Origin of the sequence: Jatrophihabitans sp., from assembly GCF_036388195.1 — a bacterium.
Lineage (GTDB): Bacteria > Actinomycetota > Actinomycetes > Mycobacteriales > Jatrophihabitantaceae > Jatrophihabitans_A.
The window spans coordinates 27,686-50,607 of sequence record NZ_DASVSG010000154.1 but is presented as its reverse complement, the minus strand read 5'-3'; the positions used below and the strand labels follow the sequence as shown (position 1 = coordinate 50,607).

General features: G+C 70.3%; 9 protein-coding genes and 1 pseudogene. 7 read left to right on the top strand and 3 right to left on the bottom strand.

The window, feature by feature from the left end:
- From VF612_RS15815 to VF612_RS15805, 3 genes and pseudogenes are all read left to right on the top strand, one after another.
- Positions 1 to 1,873 (top strand): annotated as a pseudogene (locus VF612_RS15815) (hypothetical protein); the annotation flags it as partial.
- A complete protein-coding gene (locus VF612_RS15810) occupies positions 1,858 to 4,995 on the top strand; it encodes a DUF6519 domain-containing protein (RefSeq protein WP_408660811.1) in 3,138 nt (1,045 codons plus the stop codon). The pseudogene VF612_RS15815 and the gene VF612_RS15810, both read left to right, overlap by 16 nt.
- A 13-nt stretch (positions 4,996 to 5,008) precedes the next feature.
- The gene (locus VF612_RS15805) at positions 5,009 to 13,117 is read left to right on the top strand and encodes a hypothetical protein (protein WP_408660810.1); all 8,109 of its coding nucleotides are present in this window, start codon (positions 5,009 to 5,011) and stop codon (positions 13,115 to 13,117) included.
- 1 nt (position 13,118) lies between these two features.
- Here VF612_RS15805 and VF612_RS15800 read toward each other — a convergent pair whose 3' ends face one another.
- Both VF612_RS15800 and VF612_RS15795 read right to left on the bottom strand, forming a co-directional pair.
- Positions 13,119 to 13,853 carry an AfsR/SARP family transcriptional regulator gene (locus tag VF612_RS15800; protein ID WP_408660809.1) on the bottom strand — a complete coding sequence of 245 codons (735 nt, stop codon included), beginning with the start codon at positions 13,851 to 13,853 and terminating at the stop codon, positions 13,119 to 13,121.
- Between the two features lie 255 nt (positions 13,854 to 14,108).
- Entirely contained in the window at positions 14,109 to 15,134 is a 1,026-nt protein-coding gene (locus tag VF612_RS15795) for a proline racemase family protein (protein WP_408660808.1), read from the bottom strand.
- Between the two features lie 82 nt (positions 15,135 to 15,216).
- On the opposite strand from VF612_RS15795, the gene VF612_RS15790 reads away from it, so the two are divergent.
- On the top strand, positions 15,217 to 16,152 hold the full coding sequence (locus VF612_RS15790; protein WP_408660807.1) for an ornithine cyclodeaminase family protein: 936 nt from the start codon (positions 15,217 to 15,219) through the stop codon (positions 16,150 to 16,152).
- Positions 16,153 to 16,183: 31 nt separating this feature from the next.
- Here VF612_RS15790 and VF612_RS15785 read toward each other — a convergent pair whose 3' ends face one another.
- Positions 16,184 to 17,431, bottom strand: a complete 1,248-nt coding sequence (locus VF612_RS15785; RefSeq protein ID WP_408660806.1) for an MFS transporter — start codon at positions 17,429 to 17,431, stop codon at positions 16,184 to 16,186.
- A gap of 361 nt (positions 17,432 to 17,792) precedes the next feature.
- Between VF612_RS15785 and VF612_RS15780 the strand changes: the two genes are divergently transcribed.
- From VF612_RS15780 to VF612_RS15770, 3 genes are all read left to right on the top strand, one after another.
- Entirely contained in the window at positions 17,793 to 18,905 is a 1,113-nt protein-coding gene (locus VF612_RS15780) for a cytochrome P450 family protein (protein ID WP_408660805.1), read from the top strand.
- Positions 18,906 to 20,034: 1,129 nt separating this feature from the next.
- The gene (locus VF612_RS15775; RefSeq protein WP_408660804.1) at positions 20,035 to 21,435 is read left to right on the top strand and encodes an MFS transporter; all 1,401 of its coding nucleotides are present in this window, start codon (positions 20,035 to 20,037) and stop codon (positions 21,433 to 21,435) included.
- Between the two features lie 24 nt (positions 21,436 to 21,459).
- Entirely contained in the window at positions 21,460 to 22,875 is a 1,416-nt protein-coding gene (locus VF612_RS15770; RefSeq protein ID WP_408660803.1) for a hypothetical protein, read from the top strand.
- The last annotated feature ends 47 nt before the right edge of the window (positions 22,876 to 22,922 follow it).

Sequence of the window (22,922 nt, the reverse complement as noted above, 5' to 3'; positions counted from 1 at the left end):
GCGCTCGGTGGCGCTGCGGGTCGACCGGGCCACGCCGGTCCCGGTCGCCGGCTGCCCCGGCCACTGGGCCTTCGACCCGACCGGCCGGCAGATCCCGCTGTTCACCGCGGCCCTGCGCGGCGCCAACGACTACGGCGAGAGCTGGCTGCCGGTGCCGGTGTGGCAGTTGCCGATGCCGCTCACCCAGCCGCTCTGGGACGCGATCGTGGAGGCGACGCTGCCCGATCCGGGTCCGACCGCGTACCCCGACGAGGACGCGGCCGGCCTGTGGGGGGCCAGCCTGTCGGTGAGCGCCACCGGCAGCGGCGATCTCACGCCGCTGGAGCAGGTGCGGGTGTGGCCGGAGGTCGGCCGGTTCCAGACCCTGGCGGGCGCCCCGGCCGAGGTGGAGGTGGGCTACCACCACGGCCTGTTCTCCCGCATCGGAGCGGGGCCGTACGACCGGCGCCGGCTCGGGGCGCCGGTGCGGCCCGAGCCGCTGCCGCGCACCCGGATCGCCGGCGGCTCCGCGATCGCGCTCCCCAACGCGCTGGCCGCGCTGGGCGACACCGGCTCGGTGGTGGTGACCGACGGCCGGACCCTGACCGCGGTCGCCGACCCGGCGCTGGTGCGCGACATCACGATCCGCGCCGAGGACTCCGAGCGCGCGGTGATCCGGCTGGCGCCCGGCGCCGCGCCGTGGGTGTTCACCGGCGAGGACGCGACGCTGCGGCTGGAGGGCCTGCTGGTCAGCGGCGCCGACATCGTGCTGCGCGGCAGCTTCGAAGAGGTGGTGCTGTCCTGCTGCACCCTCGATCCCGGCAACAGCGGCGCGACCCGCACCCCGCCGTCGGTGTGGGACCGCAGCTGCGACGGCCGCGACCTGCGGCCGGTGACCGTCTGGGTCGAGGGCCAGGTGCGCTCGCTGGTGCTCGACCGCAGCATCACCGGCCCGATCCGGACCCGGACCGGCGGCCTGATCGAGAGCCTGGCCGCGACCGACTCGATCCTGCAGGGCCTGCCGTCCGAAGCGGCGGGCACGCTGGATCACCTGCGCGACGCCGACGCCATGCTGAGCGCGCTGCGGCACCGGCGCGACGAGTTGTCGACCTGGCTCGCCGGCCAGCTCGATGCGGCCGCCACGGCGGCGGTCACCGGGCATGCCGACCACACCGCGGTCAGCGCCGCGGACGCCCAGCTGGTGACCGCCGGTCTGCAGGCCGTGATCGACGGGCCGCTGGTCTGGACGGCCGGACGGTTCGCCGACCGCCCGTTGCGCGATGCCACCGTCGCCGCCGTCGAGCAGGCGCTGATCAGCCCGCCCGCGGACCCGGGCCCGCTGAACCGGCAACTGCTGGCCGAGGCCTACCCGCTGGCGCTGGCCGACGCGGCGCTGGCCACCGATGCCGGAGCCGTCGACCTGATCAGGTGCACCGTGCTCGGCGCCGGCTACGTCCACCAGCTGGACTGCAGCGAGTCGATCCTGGACGACGTGGTCCGGGTGCGCAACGCCCAGGACGGCTGCGTCCGGTTCTCGGCCTGGTCGACCGGGAGCGCGCTGCCGCGCCGCTACGAGTCGGTGCAGATCGCCGCGGCCGCGCCGATCCTCACCAGCCGCCGCTACGGCGAGTGGGGTTACGCGCAGCTGCACGACGGCGCCGACAGCGCGATCGTCGGCGGCAACACGGGCGGGCCGCCGAGCCTGCTCACCGGCAGCCACGGCGGCTCGGAGATGGGCGTCTTCTGCCGCGACAACGCCGCGATCAAGGACCGCTCGCTGCTCATCAAGCTCCAGGAGTACCTGCCGCTCGGCCTGAGCCCGGTACTGATCCACCTGCCCGAGGCCGACCCCGATGGTGAATTGACGAGAGGCAGGCCATGGCCACCGATGTAGCACGGCTGTCCTTCGATCCGGCACGCACCTACCGGGGCGTCGTCCCGCAACAGGGCCGGGTCAGCCTGGAGGCGGAGCAGAACGAGCAGCGCGTCCTCGACAGCGAGGAGCGCCGCCTGGAGCTGCTCGACATCGTCGGTCCGGCGGGCACCCCGGACAACGGCTACGCCGTCTCCGGCGAGCCCGGTTGGGAGGGGAAGGGCTTCGAGATCACCGTGGGCGCCGGGACGATGTACGTCGGCGGCTGGCGGCTGGAACTCGACCAGGACCTCGGTGACTACGACCAGCCGGACTGGCTCGACCGGGGCCGGGGCTGGAAGGAGACCGGCCGCGAGCACGTGATGCTGCTGGTGGCTGACACCGACGTCACCGCCGTGGAGGACCCGGCGCTGTACGAGGTGGCCCTCGGCGGCCCGGACGGCGCGGCCCGCACCCGGCTCCTGCAGCGGATCGTGCGGCAGGACACCGAGGGCGCGACCTGCGCGGAGGCGATGGCCGAGGACCGGGAGCGGTGGCGGCGGCAGGGGTTGACCTTCGACCCGGCGACCATGGCACTGGAGTCCAACTCCCGGCTGCTGGTCACCTGGAAGGGTGATCCGGAGCCGGCGGACCCCTGTGAGCCGTCCAGCACCGGGGGCTACCTGGGCGCTGAGAACCAGCTGGTCCGGGTGCAGATCGTCCGGACCGGCCGGGACGGCTCCCTCGACCTGGTGTGGGGCTACGACGACGCGTCCTCGCTGTACCGGGTCACCGCCGACGCCAGCGCCAACCCGGTGCTCACCCTGGACCGGACGCCGGTCGACGACTACCACCGGCCGCGGGCCGGGCAGGCCGTCCAGGCGCTGCGCGCCACCGCGGAGCTGCGCGCCACCGACGGCGTGGTCGAGGGCTACGTGGCCGCGCTCGGCGGCCGGGTCGGCGTGCTCACCGCGCCGTATGACCCCGACACCAAGACCGTGCAGTTCCCGGCTCCGCTGCCCGCCGACTACACCGACCCGGAGGAGAATCCCCAGCTGTACCTGCGGATCTGGGAAGAGCTGCTGACCGGCGTCGAGCTGGGCAAGCCGGTCAGCCTGACCGGCACCGGCATGCGGATCACCATCACAACCGAGGATGAGCGCGGCCCGCACGTCGATGACTTCTGGTGCATCGGGGTGCGTCCCAGCACCCCCACCGCCGTCTACCCCGAGCGGTACCTGCGCACCCCCCAGCCACCGGACGGACCGCACCAGTGGATCTGCCCGCTGGCGGTGATCGAGTGGGTGGACAAGCCCGAGCAACCCACCCAGCTGGTGGTCCTGGAGGACTGCCGCCGGCACTTCTCGCCGCTCACCGAGGGAGATTCCGACGGTTGCTGCACCATCGAGGTGCACCCCTCGGACGCGGCGTCGGGCCGGCTGCAGGCGCTGATCGAGCGCGCCGCGGCCGGACGCCGGCCGGCCCACCGCGACAGCCGCGTCACCATCTGCTTCGCGCCCGGACGCTACGAGCTGCGCGAGCCGTTGATCCTGCGCAGGCGGCACTCGAACATGACCCTGCGCGGCTGCTCGGAGGCTGCGGTCATCGCAGCACATCCCGACGCCATCGAGGCATTCGGCAACGGTCTGGTGGTGCTGGCCGACGTGGACAACGTCACGGTCACCGGTCTGGAGTTCGTGCTGCCCCAGGTGCCCAGCGCGCTGGCGAAGGTGCAGTCCAGCACCGGCAGCCTGTTCGACCGCGCCGCCGCCCGGGCCATCAACGACGCGGGCGCCGGGCGCTACCTCTCGCTCGGGATCCGGGCGGTGGAGTGCGCGGTGCTCGAGATCACCGACTGCCTGTTCCGCTTCAGCCTCGGCGAGCACGAGACCACGCCCGAGGTGGAGCAGACGATGCCGCGCTCCGTCCTGGGGGTCGCGGTGTTCCTGTCCGGCGGCAGCTGGGGGCTTCGGGTCCTCGACAACCGGTTCCTGCACCATGCCAGCGCGCCGGTCGAGGATCGGGAGCTGACCCGCCTGCTGGTCGGCCTGCTGCATGTGCCGAGCGCGGCGGCCGGCATGCTGGGGGCCAAGCGACTGGGCCGGCTAGGCAGCGCGCAGCTGCCCGCGCTGATCGAGGACGCCCTGATCAGTGACAACGTCTTCGACGGCGTCACCGTCGCGGCGATGATCCTGGCTCAGGTGGGCTCGGTCCGCGTCCAGGACAACGTGATCCGCAATGTCAACCAGGGACTGATGATCGTCGACGCGCTCGATTCGTCCGACACGGACTTCGACGGCGAGCACGAGATCGAGTCGGGTTCGGAGAGGGTGCGGCAACTGCACGCCTCGCTCGCCAGCGGCCTGCTGGACCCGGTGTTGGCGCAGCTCCTGGTGTTCGGCGCGACCCTTCCGCTACCGGATCTGCCTGGCTTCGAGCCCGCCGGGGTCAGGATCGTCGACCTGGACAACCTGGACGCGCTGCGGGCGGAGGCGGCCGAGTCGCAGCGCGCGAGAACCGCCCGGACGGTGGCGCGGCTGTCGGCCGAGCACCCCACCTCGCCGGAGGCCACCGACGCACCCGACGACGCCCCGGATGTCCCTGATGCCAAGGCCGCCCGGAGGGCTCGGACAGCCCGCAACGCCGAAGCCGGCGCGGACGAGCCGGCCACGAGAGGCCTGACCATCAAGGCAGCCGATCTCGCCAGGAGCATCGGGTTGTCCACCGGGATGCTCTCGGCGGTGCGGCGGCTGGCCGAGTTCAGCAAGGCCGCCGGGGCCAATTCGACTCTCACCGCCGCGATCACCGTCGAGCACAACAGCATCGACTGCACCGTTCCGCACAACGGGCGGACCGGCTGGGCGCTGTACCTGACGATGCAGCGCAACGAGGCCTTCGGCCCGTCCGCGACCGTCACCAGCAACCGGCTGACCAGCGAACGCGCCAGCGTCATCGTGGGAATCGGAGGGCTGGAGGCCGGGACGGTGACCGGCAACATCGTCGGCACCCGGAGCGGCCGGACGACCGGCGCCGCTCTGGCGCTGGGCGACGTCGGCGATGTCGCTATCACCGGCAACGTGGTGTTCGGCGGAGCCATCCTGCCGGCGAACCGGCCGTTCCCGGCGCCGCTGGACACCTGGTTGCCGTTCAACACGATCGCCTGAGGCGGGCCCGCGCGTGGACAGCACAGCGACCGGCCCGCCCGGCACGGCGAAACCGGCTGACACCGGGCGGTCCGCCGCCGCGCGCTCGGGCAGCGCGCGGCCCGGCAGCGGCCGGGCCCGGGCCACCCGGGCCAGTCCGGATCGCGCCGCCGAGCAGGCCGACCCGCAGCACGCGCAGTCCACCAAGGCGCCGCGCGCCCCGACCCGGACGAGCCAAGCGACCCGGACGAGCCAAGCGACCCGGACGAGCCAAGCGACCCGGACGAGCCAAGCGACCCGGACAGATCAAGCGACCCGGACAGATCAAGCCACCCGAACCCGTCAGGCCGCGCAGCCCACTGCCGAACCGGCGGACGCCGACCGGCCGAGCGCCGGCTACCGGCCGGCCACCGACCCACCGACCGGCCATCGCGCCGTGCCCCACAGCGCCAAGCCCGAGCCCGACAGCGCCGCGATCACCGCCGGCCTGCTCGGCCTGGTCGGCACGCTCGCGCCGCTGCTCGGCCTGGACCCGGCCGGGATCCGGCTCAGCGTCGCCACCGGCAGCGACGCCCCGCACGGCAGCGCGGCCGGCCAGGCGGTCACCCTCACCGGCGATCTCGACCCGGCCGGGGACCAGGCCGGCGCGCTGGTGCTGCACGAGCTGGTGCACGCCCGGCAGCACCTCAACCGCACCGAGAACCCACGGCTGCGGCCGGATCAGAGCGCCGCCGAGGCCGAGGCGGCCGGACTGGCCCACGCGCTGCGCGAGCGCCGCCCGCTCTGGGTACCGGAGCAGGCTTTGCCGGACGGCCACATCGCCCACGATGCCGGCGCCACCGGCATCGCGCCGGCGACCGGGAGCACCGCGGCCACCGACGTCGCGGGCCTGGAACGGATCCTGGACAGCTACGTCGGCGCCAATCACTCCGCCGACGTCCGCGCCATCACCGGCCTGCTCGACCACCCGTGGACCCAGAACACCGAGGAGATGATCGACAACAGCCTGCGGCTGCTCGCCACGCTGCAGTTCGTGGTGGCCCGCGCGCTGGTCCGGGCGCTCGAGCCGGCGGTCCGCAAGCACCTGGCCCAGCTGCGCGATGCCCATCACCAGAAGTATCCCGAGCAGGCCGTCGCCGTGCTGTCCGCGCTCAGCACCGACGAGCAGAGGGACCTCGGCAGCCGCAAGGTCACCGCTGCCGGCCCGGTCTATGCCGGCGCCACCACCGCCTTCCACGGGGTCAACCCGACCCGGCTGTCGGCCACCGCGATGCGGGCGCTGCTGTCGACGCTGCGCAGGCTGAGCGTCACGACCCTGACCGAGCTGGAGAAGAGCAACCGGGAGGTCTTCCGGCCGCTGCTGCAGACCGGGCCGGACGTCGGCACCGACGAGGTCGAGCTGCGTGCGGCGATCGAGGGCGAGAAGGCCCTGTCGGCCACCCGGGACGGCGGCAACGACATCCTGGTAGACCGGCTCACCAGCCTGCTCCGCGGGGACACCGAGGACGCGGCCCGGCAGGCGCTCACCGCGCTGGCGCCGTTGTGCGCGGCCGTGGCCAAGGGCGCTGTCAGCACACCGCTGGAAGCACCCGCCGCGGCGCCGGCCGACACCGCGCCCACTCTCGACACCCTGCGCGCCGCCGTCGCCAAGCCCCTGCCCACCGGCGCCGGCAGCAACGCCCCACCGGCCACCACGCCGGCCCTGGTCGCGGTCGTCGCCAAGCTGGACGGCAAGCCCGGCGGCGATGGCCTGATCGACCGGCTGATCGACCGGCTGCCGGAGGAGGACCGGCGCGGTGAGACCTACGGCCCGATCCTCAGGACGGTGCTGGCCGCCCGCGCGCCGCTGCCCAACCTGTCGCGCGCGACCGAACTGCTCTCGTACGGCCTGCTGGACTGGAAGGTCTGGGACTCCGAGGCGCGGCTGGCCTACCTGCTGGTGCGCAGCACGCCGATCGCCGCCCAGGACAGCTGGCGCCAGCTCGACAACGGCAAGTGGTTGGCCCGCCTGCAGGACAACCTGCCCGACGACATGTGGTCCAGCGGCGAGTACACCGGCGTCGGCTCGGAGTACACCAGCGGTGGCGGCGTCGACCTGGGCGTGCCGGCCAAACTGCTGCAGGAGTACGCCGACACCCTCATCGCGCGCTACCAGAAGCTGCCGATCCCGCCGATCGCGCGCAATCTCGTCCGCGAGCTGCTGGGCCTGGACCACGACGGCAAGCCCAAGCCGTGGCTGACCGAGAACGGCGTCGCGGCCAAGCAGGACCCGGCGCTGCGGATCGCGATCGTCCGCCGCATGGACGCGCGGCAACGGCTCAATCCGATCATCGAAGGCCTGCCCGATGACTACCTCTTCGGCGAGCAGGGACGCATCGAGCTGCTCGACTTCAATCAGCTGCGCGACCCGCTCCAACTCCGGCGGCAGGCGCTGGGGCTGGCGCCCAGCGGCTTCGGCTGGCTGAGCTTCACCCACCGCGACGCCTGGATCGCGGTGCAGGCCCTCCGCGCGCTGTCCCCGGCGGACCAGCAACGCTTCAACCTCGACAATCCCGGTGTCTGGACGCTGCTGTGGGCCGGGCTCACCGCCGAGATGCGCCGGGCGCTGCCCACCACGCTGGCCACCGGCCGGGACGGCCGGCTGCCCACCCGCGAGGCGCTGCGCGACCGGCTCGGCGACGAGCGGCTGTGGACCGAGGCGCTGGCCGGCGAGCTGCGCGCGCTGATCAACCTCGCCTACGCCGCCGACGACAAGTCCTGGGTGTTCGCCAAGTCCAAGGAGCTGCGTGCCGACCTGCGCGCCAAGGGCAACCCGCTGCTGTCGGCGGTGGTGAGCAAGCTGAGGCTCTACAGCGAGACGGACAAGCGGACCGCGTACCTGCCGGAGCGCACCGAGTCCAGCCGGGCGCCGATCTGGGGCTACGCCCTCGGCGTCGCCACCCGCGCGCTGGGCCTGCTGCTCTACGACTGGCTGATCGAGGACTCGATCGACCTGTCCGGCAAGACCATGCACCTCACCGGTTTCGACCTCGGTGACCTGCAGACGATCCTCGGCGGCGACCTCGAAGGGGCGACGCTGGCCGAGTCGAAGAACGGCGCCAACAAGATCGACGTGGAGACCACCTTCGAGTCCGGCTTCATCGTCAACGTCAACCTCAAGGACCTTGAGATCCAGGGCGTCAACATCGTCCTGCCCGGCAAGTCCTACCGCTCCGGCCCGATCAGCGTGAAGGGCCTCAAGGTCCATGCCGGGTTCTCCGACCGCGGCTACCACGACCCCGCCTACGTCGCGATCAGCCTGGACAGCCTGGCGCTGCGCGACCTGGTCCTGATCGACCCGTCGCTGCCGCTGTCGGCCGCCTGGGCGATCGCGCGGCTGGCCCTGCAGCGGTTGGACTTCCGCGCCACCGCAGACGGCTCGGACGACCTGAGCGGCAAGACCGGGCAGCAATTGCCGAAGGGCACCATCCCGATACCGGTCTTCGGGCCGATCCTGCAGATGCTGAAGAACATCGTGGCGCTCAAGGGCGGCATCCCCGGCGACTACACGCTCGTGGACTACGCGCTGCTGCCGATGAAGCTGCCGTTTCCGACCAGCACGCTCGCCTCGATGGCGGGCAACGCGCTGGTCAGCACGCCGGCGCCAGCGAGCTACCTGTGGGGGCTGGCCTCCGACGGCGTGCTCCGGCCGCCCTACAGCGCGGCGCAGCGGATGCAGGACGCCATCGGGACGCTGCGGGCCTACAACGTCTCCTTCACCTCCCTCGATATCGAGGGAATCTCGATCGGCAGCGGCCAGCAGATCAAGTCGCTGACCCTGACCGATGTCAACCTCAGCATCGGCCAGAGCCTGCCGGCCTACCTCAACGGCGCGCTGGCGACCTTGCGGCTTGCCAAGAGCAAGCTGCCGCCCGACAGCCCGCAGCACAAGGACCTAGACGCCCGGATCGCCGCGCTGACGATCCAGATCGCCGCGGTCGAGGCCACCCCGCACATCAAGGAGCTGCGCGCCAAGCGGGCCAAGGACCCGGACTCGCTCACCGAGGCCGAGCGCCAGGAGCTCGCGGTCGCCGACAAGAGCACCGAGGACGAGGAGCGGCTGCGGGCGCTGGAGGGCAAGGACCGCTGGGAGCCCGGCTCGCTCACCGAGGACGAGCGCCGGCAGCTGGTCGAGCTGACCAAGCGGCTGCGCTCCGATGTCGGGGTGAGCGCCGAGATCGGCTCGATCACCCTGGGCCCGCTGACGGGCGACATTCAGGCTGCCGGCGTCACGCTCAAGGGCATCTCCGCCCACGCCAAACTGCCCAACGTCGGGATCCTGCCGTACGCCCCCGGCTACCTCGACGACAAGAGCCTGGCCGAGCAGTTCGTGGCCGGTGGCCCGAAGATCCCGACCGTCGCGGAGCTGGCCAAGTCCAGCGAGTTCAGCCTCACGATCGACTCCACCGAGCTGCTCAGCACCGACCCCAGCCAGCCCGCGGTCATCCTCAAGGCCGAGACGCTGCCCAGGGCGGTCGAGGTCCAGGCGCAGCTGGCCGCGCTGCCCGAGATCGAGGGCAACAAGCCGATCCGCGCCCGGCTGGCCCGGGCGCTGGAGGTGCTGGTCGCGCTGGAGCGGGCCCGGGGGATCGCCAGCCTGGGCCCGACGGAGGAAGCCCGGGCAGCCGCTGCCCAGCAGGTGCGCGAGCTGACCGACGACGCCCGGCGGCTGCTCGGCATCGAGATCGGCGGGCTGAAGTTCGGCCGCATCACCGGCGAGCTCGACCCGAAGACCGGCACCCTTACCGCCACCGTGCACGACACCGTCGTCACCGACCTGGCCGGCCCCGGCTTCGCCGTCGACGAGCTCAAGGGATCGCTGAGCCTTTCGCTGGGCGCCGGTGGCGTCACCGCCCGGCCCGACCAGCTCAAGACCGCCGATCCGGCCGTCCTGGTCAGCCAGCTCACGCCGACCCTGGGGCTGTCCGATGTCACGGCCACCGGCATCCACCTCCCGCAGGGCTCGATCGGCAAGCTTGCCCTGGGCAGGCTCAGCGGCAGCCTGCAGACCACCGGGAAGGGCTACCGGGTCCCCGACCTCTTCCTGGACCACCTCGAGATCGACGACATCTCGATGGGCAAGGACGGCGACGGGATCAAGGGCGTCAGGGCGACCGTCGACAACCTCCGGATGGACGTCGAGATCGAGCTCGACAAGAGCGCCACCGGCAGCGCGGTGAAGGGCGTGACCATCCACTCGCTCACGATCGGCGCGCTCGGCGGCGAGCACCTGGTGCTGGACATGCCGCAGCCGGACGGCAACATCCACGCCGAGCTGATCGGCGGCGCGCTGCACGACATCAGCGCCACCGACGTGGTCTTCGAGCAGGGCAGCGCCGGCTGGGAGCTGGTGAAGGCCTCGGGGACGGTGGGCTCGTTCGCCGACGTGCGCTACTCGGTGCTGATGGGCGCGCTCAAGAGCCGCACCAGCGTCAAGGGCACGCTGACCACCAGCAAGGACGCCGTCGCGAAGAAACGGCCGACCATCACCGCCAGCTACGCCAAGGCCGGCGGCCGGACGTTCTCGCTCAAGGTGGCGGACCTGGAGGCGCTCGGCACCGACATCTCCACGCCGGACGGCAAGGTCAGGATCCGCAGGGTCACGATCGCCGCGGGAATCGAGGGCAGCCTGGAGGGCAAGGCCGGCGCGAAGGCGAACGCGACCCTGACCGGCCTGACCATCGGGCCGATCGACTGGAGGGCCGGCGCCGGGCGGGTCACCGGTCCCGGCCCGATCGTGGCCAGCACCGTCACCGTCGCCGCGGTCTACACCCCGGCCGAGCCGGCGGCGGGCAAGCAGAAGGCCAAGCCGGCCGTCTGGTCGGTCACCGACATCGTGATCACCGGCCTGACGGGCAACGGGCTGCGCTACCTCGACCCGCCGCTGGACCTGCACCTGGGCCGCACCGACAAGCCGGCGGCGGCCGGCACCGCGCCGCTGACGGTCGGCCGCGTGCACATCCAGCCGGCGAAGAACAAGGTGCAGGTGAAGGACCTGAGCGTCGACTTCGGCGGCGACCTGAAGTCCACGCTGGGGGTGAACGGCCACCTCGGCATCGACTACCTCAGCATGGAGCTGCACCGCGACGGACGGGTGGTGGCAGTGGTCCGCGGCGTCTCGGCCGACGCGGCGCTGACCGGGGACTACACCGGGGCGGTGGAGCTCAAGGGGCTGCGCGGCGCGCGCATCGACATCGGCCCCGATGCGATCCGGATCGGCGGCGAGGACCCGGACGACCCGAACGGACTACAGATCGACCAGCTCAGCATCACCTCACTGGCGCTGAGCAGCGAGGCCGGCGGCCACAGGTTCAAGCTCACCACCCAGCCGAACGGCCGGGTCGACCTGCTGGGCATCCGCGCGAAGGTCCGCATCGACAAGTGGCTGCCGGATGAGACGCACACCTCCAAGTCGCCGTACAAGCAGGTGGCGGTGGAGAACCTGGTGATCGACCAGATCAATCTCAGCGCGTTCCGGATCGACCTGCCCGACGACGACGTCACCATCATCGTGCCGGCCCGCAAGGACACCGATCCGCCGACCCTGCGCAGGCTCCAGCTGACCGGCGGGGTCGGCACGGACGGCGTCTTCCACCCGGAATTCCTCTTCAATCTCGAGACCTTCGCGCTCGGGGGCAAGGCCGGGGTGGACGACATCACGCTGCCGATCAACGCCCGGATCAAGGACAAGTTCAAAGGCGACGTGGTGCTGCGCACCTGGGCGTCCTCGATCGGCTTCCTGGCCGGCGGCGGCGTCAAGATCGACGTCGAGCGCCCCCAGCTGACCATGGCCAAGGCCGCCGAGCTGGGCAAGGACAAGACCATCCGGATCGCCAAGCTGGGCGCCGACAGCCTGTCCTTCGCCGACGGCCGGCTCTACGTCAAGCGGCCCTACGCCCAGGACCTGGAGTTCACCCAGAAGATCGGCGACAGCCTCGCGGTCTGGCTGAAGGTCAAGAGCGTCGACCTGAACGAGCTGAACTACGCCACCGCGGCGGGCGGCAGTTTGATCATTCCGAGGCTCGACATCGCCGACGCGTTCCTGGCGCTGGACCTCGCCGCGCTCAGCGCCAAGAAGCCCGGCGAGGGTGACCCGGCGCCGTCGAACTTCGACATCGCCGCGCTGCGGCCGGTCCTCGACGCGACCGAGGGCACCGTCAAGGTGGTGATGTACGTCAGCGCCTCGGTGCTCGGCCTGAAGGACATCCGGATCGGCAGCACCGAGGAGCCGCTGACCGTCCCGATCAAGCAGGGCGCCATCGACATCCCCACCTTCGAGCGCAACCTCGAGGGCAAGGTGTACGCCCAGCAGATCGGCTCGGGGTTCTACCTGCGGCCCTGGGTGGTCAACGCGGTCGCCAACAACCCGATGCTGCGGCGGGACGGCTCGCAGCTGCGGCTCGGCGTCTACATCAAGGACCCGCCCGACGTCGGCAAGGGCAACGACTCCACCGGAACCAACCGGCCTGACACCCCGCTGTGGCAGGACATCATGGTCTGGGATCTGCACGGGCCGGACCTCAGCGCGGGCCGCATGGACAAGTTCTCGCTGTGGACGGCGATCTTCGACCTGCACAAGGACCCGGCGCTCACCGAGGAGCAGAAGGCCAAGGAGACGAAGAAACAGCGGGAGGAGCGGGAGGAAGGGGAGAAGAAGGCTCAGGCAGTCCTGGACAGCCTGGAGCTGCGCAGCCTGGTGGCAGACCTGTCGATCAAGAACTCCGGCCCGCTGCCGTTGAAGATCAGCTCCAACGACGTCAACGGATCCGTCACGCTCAGCGACAACGCGCTGATGAACCTGCACATCGCCGGCAGCGCTCCGGCAGTGCTGCCGCCCAGCCAGCGCCCGGGCGCCACCAGCACCCCAGGCGCCATGGGGTTCGGCCTGGACGCGCTCAAGGTGGACAAGGTCGACCTGACGCTGCTGGACCGGGAGACGCCGGGCGGCAAGATCACCGGGATCTCGCAGCTGGGCACCGGCCAGATCAAGATCACCGACCTGGCCGACGGCCACATCAGCTTCGACGACCTGTTCCACCCGCAGCGCTTCACCGCGACCATCAAGCACGCCAGCGCCGACAACGTCCGCTGGTACCAGAACTGACTCAGGCGATCGTCGGAGCTCGCAGCGCCGTGCCCACCAGCGCCCGCAGCTCGGCCGACGGCTGCAGGCTGAGCTCCTCGGCCAGCAGCCGCTCGTAGCTGCGGTACTGCCGGATCGCCTCGATGCGGTTGTGCTCCTGCAGGTGGACCGCGATCACCCGCCGGTGCGCGCTCTCGCGCAGCGGCTCGATCGCCACCGCGCCGAGACCGGCCAGCAGCGCCTCGCCGAACCGGCCCACCGCGGCCAGCTGCTCGCACAGCGACTCCAGCGCGTGCAGCCGCAGCTGACGGAACCGCTCACGGGCCAGCAGCACCCACTCGTCGTACCAATCCGGCAGCACCTCGCGCGACAGCACGCTGATCTCGCCGAGCGTCCAGGGAGCAGGCAGCGCGCCCGCTGAGTTGGCCAGCACCGCGCGCGACCAGATCAGCGCGTCGCGGTAGTCCACGTGCACCGACTCCTCCAGCGCGAGCTGGCCGGCGGTCACCCGCACCAGCTGCTGGCCGCGCCCGCTCGGCAGCCGCCACAGCGTGGAGCGCAGGCTGGCGTTGGCGTGTTCGGTGTCGCTGTCGGGCCACAGATTGCCGCTGACGAAGGACCGCAGCACCGGGCGCTCCCAGAGCGCCAGGAAGCCGACCAGCCGCTGGCAACTGCGCGGCAGCTCGATCGGATGCGAGCCGGAACGCAGCTCGAAGCCGTCGATGAGGCGAACATTCAGTGGATCGCCCGTCGTCATCACCTCACCCGATGCCAGCTGCTCGACATGGTCGCCCTAACCGGAGCGCCGACTGTGTTCGCCGCCCGGGCCGACGTTGGTGAGGAGCCAGCAAGGGACACTGAGATACCGCGACCGGCACATTCGATCTTGGATCTGCCGCAGTCCTGTGGCTCTTCTTAGTGGATGCGCAGATGCGCTGCAAGGTCAAGGGCGCGGATGTCCGGATGATCCACAAGAGATCGCCGACAATGGCCCTGCCACCGGAGCGGGGTGTCAGCGCAGCAGGAATCCGGTTCCGAGGGGGTCGTCCGGGTCCAGGCTGAACGTCGCCGTCCCGGTCTGGTAGGCAGCGCCTTCGATCTCGGTCAGGACCGCGCCCCTGCCCTCGGCCCGGACCTCGGCCACCACCCGGCCGAGGAACGTGGTGCCGATGATCGAGTCGTGCCGCAGCGTCTGGCCGATGCCCAGCCGGCCGTCCTCGGCCAGCACCGCCAACCGCGCCGAGGTGCCCGAGCCGCAGGGCGACCGGTCGACCTCGCCGTCGGCGAAGACGGTGACGTTGCGCTGGTGCGGGCCGCCCCCGGGATGCTGGCCGAGGTCGTCGAACAGGATGGCGCCGTAGATGCCGTCCAGCCGCGGGTCGCTCGGATGCCGGGCCCACGGGCCGTCATTGAGGGCCCACTTCACCTCGCGGCCGATCGCGATCAGCTCCGGGTAGTGCGCCGGGGCCACCGCCAGGCCCACCGAGGCGGCCTCGACCGAGGCATACAGGGCGCCGCCGTAGCTGATGTCGGCCGACACCGTGCCGCGCGAGGTCGCCACCGGCACCTTCCTGGCGACGACGTAGGACGCGACGTTGCCGAAGGCCACCCGCTGGACCCGGCCACCGGAACTGCTGACCCGCGCCGTGACCCGCCCGGACGGGACGTCGATGACCACATCAGTGTCGCCGTCGGGCGCCGCGGCGACCCGGCCGGTGTTGACCGCCCAGGCGCCCAGGGCGATGGAGCCGTGCCCACAGGCCGTGGAGTAGCCGTCCTTGTGCCAGAACAGCACGCCGAAGTCGGCGCCGTCATCGTCCGGGGGAACCAGGAACCCGCCGTACATGTCGGCGTGGCCGCGCGGCTCGTTCACCAGCAACCGGCGCACCCGGTCCACCTCGTCCGAGGACTGCGCGAACTGTCTGCGCTCCAGGACGGTCGAGCCGCCGATCTCCGGCTGGCCCGCCGTGACGATCCGGAACGGCTCGCCGGCGGTGTGGTAGTCGGTCACGCTCACAGCGCCCGTGGCAGTGTCCATCCGCGTGCTCACAATCCGGGGCCGGGGCAGTGGTATGTGTATAGCACTGGCAGCCGGGCGGCCAGCTGGGAGGCGCGTCGACGTGGAGCTGCCGTTTCTCGACGCGGGCACGTTGAGCTCCCTGCTGTCCTGGGACGACGCGATCGCGGCTCTGGAGTCCGCACTCGCCTCCGGAGCCTCCCGGGCCGGTGGCCCGCCCCGGTACTCGGTCCCCCAGGCGCACGGCGAATTGCTGCTGATGCCGGCTGCCGACGCCGGGCAGGTCGGGGTGAAGCTCACCAGCGTCGCGCCCGGCAACCCCGAGCTGGGGCTGCCTCGCATCCAGGCGGTGTACGTGCTGCTCGATGCCGCCACCCTGACCCCCCGCGCGATCATCGACGGAACGGCGCTCACCACGCTGCGCACCCCGGCCCTGTCCGCGCTGGCGGTACGCGCGTTGGCGCCCCCGGACGCGGCCTCGCTGCTGGTGTTCGGATCGGGGCCCCAGGCCTGGGGGCACGTGCACGCCCTCCGGACGGTCCGGCCGCTGCCGACCGTCCGGATCGCCGGCCGGAACCCCGGTCGGCAGGCGGCGCTGATCGACCGGCTCCGCGACGAGGGCGTGAACGCGATCGCCGGCGATGGCGTCGATGTCGCTGCCGCCGACATCGTGGTGTGCGCGACCACGGCGCGGCAGCCGCTGTTCGACGGCCGCCTGCTGTCCGAGCACGCCTGCGTCGTCGCGGTGGGCTCGCACGAGCCGGCCGCCCGGGAACTCGATGACACGGTCTTCGCGCGGGCCGGCCGGGTCGTGGTGGAGGAGCGCGGGACGGCGCTGCGCGAGGCCGGTGACGTCCTGTCGGCGATAGCGGCAGGAGTGCTGGAGCCCGATGACCTGATCGACCTTGCCGACCTGCCCACGGTGGCGTCCGGCGCGGGGATCGGGGTCTTCAAGAGTGTCGGAATGGGCTGGCAGGACCTGGCCGTCGCCGGGGCGGCGCACGCCGCATGGGCGCGCGCCGCAACCCCGCTCAGCTAGCCGGCTCAGCTTGCCGGCTCAGCTACCCCGTTCAGCTAGCCGGCTCGGCGACCGGCTCCTTGACCGTGGCCGGCGTGGATCCGGGCAGCCGCATGCCGATCAGGGCGCACAGCGTCGAGAGCGCCGCTACCGCCGCGGCCCAGGCGAACATCCTGTTGCCGACGGCTGCCCAGAGGGCGATCCCGGCGACCGGGCCGACTGCGGTGGCGAGGCCGAACACCGTCTGCATGGCGCCGATGTAGCGCCCGCGCAGGTGCACCGGAGCGACCATGCCCGGGTAGGCGAAGGTGGTCGGCGCTCCGGTGATCTCCGAGGCGGTCCAGAGGATGGTGCCGAGGATCAGCAGCGCCGGCGTGATTCCGAAGGCGTGCACGGTGTAACCGACCGCCACCAGGCCGAACCCGCTGAGTGCCGTCACACGCATCGGCCACGTCTGCACCCACTTGGTGGCCAGCACCTCGCAGGTCGCGACGATGAACGCGTTGAGGCTGACCACCGCGCTGTACCACCACAGGCTGAGCCCGGCGGACACGATGGCCAGCGGCAGCGCCGCGGTGTACTGGGCATAGACCACGGCGACGAAGAACACCGCGGCCAGGAAGAACAGGTACCGCCAGTCCGACATGACGGCCCGGTAGCCGGCTCGCGGCTGCACCACCGGGGTCTCGCCCGGGGTCGGCTTCATCTTCGGCGGCAGCGCCTTCAGCGCGATCAGGCCGTAGGCCACTGACGCGATCGCCTCGGCCCAGAACAGCAGGCTGTAGGAGACCGACAGCAGCGCCGTGCCGATCAGCGGGGTGACGGTGGTTCCCAGGTTCATGGCCAGCCGCTGCATGGCGGTCACCATCACCAGTTGGCTCGGCGGGGTGAGCTCGGTGATCAGGAACTGGGCGGCCGGCCGGTACAGCTGACCGACGGCTCCGACCAGGAAGACCGCCAGCACGATCAGCGGAAAGGCCTTGATATACAGGATCGAAATGATCAGCACCGGTGTGCCCAGCATGCTGATCGCGGTCGCCGACCGCGCGCTCAACCGGTCGGTGGCCCAGCCGCCGACGAAGCTGCCCACCACCGCGCCGGCGCCGTAGACCCCCAGCGCGAAGCCGGCCTGGCCGGTGGTGAAACCGCGGTGGGTGAGGAACACCACCATGAAGATCACCAGGAAACCGGCCAGCCTGCCGACGAACACACCGGCGAGGATTGCCTTCACCGCAGGCGGAGTCTGGCGGAAGGTGGCCAGCACGCCGAGCGGTCCGGCCTCCGGAGCGTGCTCGGTCATCCGCTCACGCCTGTTCTGTCGCTCATCGGTGCTCCGCCTTCTCAGTGAGGTGCCCCGCCGCTGTCCAACGGCCTGACTCGGAGGTCCGGCCGGCACCCGGCGTGCCGATTCGGCTGCTACCCCGACGGCTCCCGACGCCTGCTCAGACCCTTGTATCAGCAGAGGCGTTCGAGCGGCTCTGATGATACGAAAGCCGCAATCGTCTCACAAGGAGATATGTCCCATGAGTGTGGATTCATCGCAGCCTCTCGAGCACCTACATAAAGACTTCATGGAGCACCCGTACCAGATCTTGGAGCAATTTCGCGCCAAGGGACGGGTACATCCGGTGGTGTTTCCGCATGGGGCCAAGGTCTGGTTGGTGACTGGCTACGACGATGTCCGCCAATTGCTGTCCGATCCGCGGGTGAGCAAGGACGGCAGCCGGATGAACGAGTTGTTCGCCCGCCACTCGGGAGTGGAGGTCGAGGAGGAGGACGCCACCGACCTTTTCAACGACGAGCTGTCCCAGCACATGCTCAACAGCGACCCGCCGCGGCACACCCGGCTGCGCTCGCTGGTGAGCAAGGAGTTCACTCCGAAGCGGATGGACGGCTACCGTCCCCGGCTCCTGCAGGTGGCCGACAAGCTGCTGGACGCGATGGACAATGGGCCCGAGGTGGTGGAGCTGGTCGGCGCGTACACGCTGCCGCTGCCGATCATCACCATCTGCGACCTGCTCGGCGTGTCCCCGGAGGAAGAGGCCACCTTCCGCCGTTGGGCGGTGGAGTTGGTCGGCGCCGGCCATCCGCCGGAGGTGGTGGAGAAGGCGTCGCAGGACGTCATGGCCTACGCCCGGTCCAGCATCGACGCCAAGCTCGTCGAACCGGGCGAGGACATGATCAGCGCCCTGCTGAAGGGCAAGGACGACGGCGACCGGCTCACCCTCGACGAGATGGTGGGAATGTTCTTCCTGTTCATGATCGCCGGCCATGTCACCTCGATGCACACGCTGACCAATTCGGTCTTCCATCTGCTGACCCATCCGGAGGAGCTGGCCAAGCTGCGCGCGGACCTGTCGTTGATGCCGGGGGCCGTGGACGAGCTGATGCGCTTCGACGGTGGTGTCGGGGTGGCCACCTTCCGGTTCACCAAGGAGCCGATCACGGTGGGAGACGTGACCATTCCGGCAGATGAGATCCTTGCGCTGTCGGTGAACTCGGCGCACCGCGACGCCGCTCGCTACCCCGACCCGGACCGCCTCGACGTCACCCGGCGTCCCACGGGCATCCTGGGCTTCGGGTTCGGCACCCACTACTGCATCGGCGCGCCATTGGCCAAGATCCAGCTCGAGGTCTCGTTGACCAAGCTGCTGACCCGGTTCCCCAATATGGAGTTGGCTGTTGATCCCGATTCGCTGGAGTGGGAGCAGAGCACCCTGCTGCGCGGGCTGATCACGCTGCCCGTATACCTGCACGGCAAGCCTCGCGACTGACGATCATCGGCAGGGTCAGCCCACAGCCGGCCCGCTTCGTGCCTTGACTGCTTCGGCCGTTCGCCGGAGGGTGAGGGCACGCCGCGCCGGCTGTGGGCTGCGTCAGCGCCCGTGACCGCGATCTCCCGTTTCCATAAGCAGATTTGCTTCACAGGCCCGGTCGCCCCCGCGTCGCGCCGACCCGACTCGTCAGTCAGTCGCCGGTGACCTTGCGACGGCACGCGCGGAGGTGCGCTGTCGCAAGTCGTCGGGACGTGCCGCCCCGTCCCGCAGCGGGGCGCGCGTCCAGAGCGCGTGCGCGCCGCTCTTCAGATGCCGGGGACGCGGCGCCGGGCCACAGATCGCGCTCTGGATGTCGGTTTGGCTCCGGCTTCAACCGTACGAACTATTGTTACCGTTGTAGCCAACTGTTAGGCTGGCCGCGGCTTGATCGTCACGATGTCTCCGCCCCAGCGGATGGGCTGCGACATTTCTCGTCGGTGAAGCCGAGTCGACAACATAACGACGACTTAATAAACTCCCCCTGCGCCAGAAGCGACTGACGCAAGTTGTCGCCCGTAAACCTTCGACCATATTCCACCTGCTGCCCTGCATTCAGTCGGCAATGCAAATTTGCAAGCACGGTGCCGTGGAGTCGTCCCCGACCAAGGAGTTCAGGTGTGTACGTGCTCTACGCCTTCCAATGGCATTGACAATCTCCTGATCCGGGCGCGTGCAGTCATCGAATGCAATTATGACCCGGCAAGCCCGCAGGTACGGTCGGCCCTCGACCTGCTGGCGAGCGCCGCCGCGGCGGTTGCCCAGCTTCCTCCCCCACGCCAGGGCCAGCCATCCGATGCGGGTGCCCAAAATGTGGGGCACCCCACGGCTCCTGCGTCCTATACCTACCAGAATGCCGGGCCGACGGAACCCTCCGTACCCAGATCGGCCCAGCGGCCGCCGCCGTCCTGGTCGCCGTCGATGTCGTGCACGAGATGAGCCACGCTCCGGACCGCTCTCCGCACCGGCGCTGACTGCGGGACCGTCGGCGCTAGCCAATTAGCGTGGTTTGCCTGCTGTCACCGCCGTGTCAGGATGTCCCGTCGTGCCCGAAGCATGAAATGCAACCGTTCCATTCCGATGAATCTTTATGTACTGTCCTCAGGTGTTTGCACGATACAATTGCTGGCGCACCCTGAGCAGGCCCGCCGGATGCGGCTTGCGTGCCTTATTCCTTGCAGCGCCAGCTTCCTGGACCGGAGGACTAATGCAGCTGACGCTTGACAGATGGCGAAGTGGCCAGCGAGTTGGGCAGTCACCCGTATTGATATTCGACAACCGGAACTTCCGGCTGGTTTTCGCGGCTGCGGTGGCAAGCAAGTTTGGCATCCAGGTCAGTTACATCGCGATTCCGCTGCTCGCGGTGTTGACTTTGAATGCCACCCCGGGCCAGGTCGGCCTGCTGGGCGTGCTCAGCACCGTGGCGTTCTTGGCCATCGGCCTGCCGGCCGGCGCCTGGGTGGACAGGCTGGGCAAACGAGGGGTACAGGTCGCCGCAGATCTCATCCGGGCTGTCCTCTTCGGATCGGTTCCGCTCGCCTGGGCACTGCACGCCCTGACCATCGAGCAGCTGTATCTGGTGGTCGGCCTTTCCGGTGTCGCGACCGTGTTCTTCGACGTGGCCGCCCAGAGCTTCCTGCCGCACGTGGTGGGGCGCGACAACCTGGTGGCGGCCAACACCCGGTTGGTGAGCATCGACGCGATAAACATCATCGCCGGGCGCGGCGTAGGTGGCTTCCTGGTGCAGCTGCTGACCGCGCCGCTGGCGGTGGCCCTCAACGGCCTGACGTTCCTGTGGTCGGCGATGTGCCTGACGCGACTACCGAAACTGGAGAACCGCGCGGCAAGCCGGTCCGGGACGGGCCTCGCCCGCGAGGTGAACGAGGGCATCCGGTTCGTGTTCGGGCACCCGCTGCTTCGCCCGATCGCCTTGACCGGCACGTTGAACAACCTGTCCGTGCAGATCAGCACCGTGATGCTGCCGGTGTTGCTGGCCAGGGATCTGGGCTTCTCGCCGATGTCGGTCGGGTTCTTCCTGTCGACAGGCGGGATAGGAGTCTTCGCAGGCACCCTGATCGCCCGCCGGATGGGCGCGCGGCTCGGCTACGGGCGGGTGATGTGGCTGATCGGCCTGGCGACCGTGCCGGCCAAGCTGTTCATTCCCCTTCTGCAGCATGGACTGCTCGTCTGGCTGGCCGCATTCGGCTGGTTGCTCACCACCGTTCAGGTGGGGGTGAACAACGTGCTGCAGGTGAGCCTCCGGCAGCGGGCCACGCCCGATCGGCTGCTCGGCAGGATGAACGCGACCATGCGTTTCCTGCTGTTCGGCTCACTGACCGTCGGTGCGGCCATCGCCGGCACGGTGGGCGAGTTGGTCGGCGCGCGAGCAGCCCTGTCGGTGGGCGTCGTCGGCCTGATGCTGGTGTGGCTGCCGCCGTTCCTGTCTCCGCTGCGCACGCTGCGCGAACTCCCGGAGCAGGTTTCTGCCTGAGCCGCCTGAGGAAAGAGTAGGTACATGACTGATGCAGTGACCGAGAGGTATATCGAGCAGTGCCTGGACCAAGGCAGCAGGCTCCGTCATGCGGTGGCCGACGCCGCGTTCGGGCAGCGGTACCTCGAGTGTTTCGGCGACCGGCTGATGCCGCGGCCGTTCTTCGTTCCGGAGGCCGAGATCCGGCAGGCCGCTGATGACCTGACCGGCCTCTTCCGGGTGCTGCTCAGCCTGCCGGAGCGCCTCTTCCACGGTGACCTGGCCGCCTACTGCGCCACGGTGGGCTTCGACTGCCGGCAGCTTGGCTTGATGCGCCGGCTGGCCGGCGCACCGCCTGAGCTGTACGGGCGATCCGACCTGTACCACGACGGCGACGGATTCAAGCTGCTGGAGTTCAACGTCGGCAGCCAGCTCGGTGGGATCGACCAGTCCCAGGTGATGCCAGCCCTGCTGCGGGTGCCGGCGTTCGGCGACTTCGCAGCCGAGCACCGGCTGGGGTACGTGCACACCGGCCAGCAGATAGCACGGAGCCTGCGTGCCGCGGCAGCGCAGGTGGGCGCGGCCGACGCACCCGTCGTCGCGCTTCTGGAAGCGGACGGCGCGCTCCGGTCGCTGATGCCGCTGATGCTGTCGTTCCAGGAGATGCTGGCCGAATCCGGCATCGACCTCAGGCTCGGCGAGGTGAGCCAGGTCGTCAACAAGGGCGGAAAGCTCTACCTCGACGGCAGTCCGATCGATGTGGTGCTCCGGTACTTCTCGGCCAAGCAGGTTGCCGCCGATCCAGCCGGCATGTCGAGCGTCGAACCGATCCTCCACGCGCACGAGGCGGGCGGAACGGTGCTGCTCACGACCCTGGAGAGTTTGCTCTATGCCAGCAAAGGTTGTCTTGCGATCCTGTCCGATCCGTACTGGCGCCCGGCGTTCACCCGGGACGAGCAGGAGCTCTTCGATCGGGTGTTGCCGTGGACCAGGTTGGTCGTCGATGCCGAGACCGATGCGGGGGGTGACGCCGTCAAACTCCTGGACTACTGCCGGGCCCACCGCGAGGAATTGATCCTCAAGCCGTGCGATGACCATGGCGGGCGCGGGATCACTGTCGGCTGGATGGTCGACGACCGGGACTGGGCCGATGCGCTCGATTCGGCAGTGTCGGAGAAGTACGTCGTGCAGGAGCGAGTGCGTCAGCGGCTCGAGCCGGTCGTGGACCCGGCGACCGGCCGGCTGCAGGACTGGGTGACCTGCTGGAGCACGTTCCTCACGCCCGTGGGCTATTCCGGCGCGCACATTCGCGCCCTGCCCGCTGATCAGCTCGGCATCATCAATCGCGGCGCCAATGCAGCCACTCGGCTGACGGGGGTCTTCCACACACCCGTCGACCAGGCGCCGTCCGTTCCGGCAGGCCTGCCGGTCACCGACCAAGGACAAGAGGCAATTCGATGAGTGCGGCGGATCATTCCCAGGCGCCTGCCCCCCATACGGCCCCGGTA

Coding starts and splice junctions, on each gene's coding strand:
- VF612_RS15810 (WP_408660811.1), top strand. CDS start 1,858: ATGGCCACCGATGTAGCACGGCTGTCCTTCGATCCGGCACGCACCTAC.
- VF612_RS15800 (WP_408660809.1), bottom strand. CDS start 13,853: ATGACGACGGGCGATCCACTGAATGTTCGCCTCATCGACGGCTTCGAG.
- VF612_RS15795 (WP_408660808.1), bottom strand. CDS start 15,134: ATGGACACTGCCACGGGCGCTGTGAGCGTGACCGACTACCACACCGCC.
- VF612_RS15785 (WP_408660806.1), bottom strand. CDS start 17,431: ATGACCGAGCACGCTCCGGAGGCCGGACCGCTCGGCGTGCTGGCCACC.
- VF612_RS15775 (WP_408660804.1), top strand. CDS start 20,035: ATGTACTGTCCTCAGGTGTTTGCACGATACAATTGCTGGCGCACCCTG.
- VF612_RS15770 (WP_408660803.1), top strand. CDS start 21,460: ATGACTGATGCAGTGACCGAGAGGTATATCGAGCAGTGCCTGGACCAA.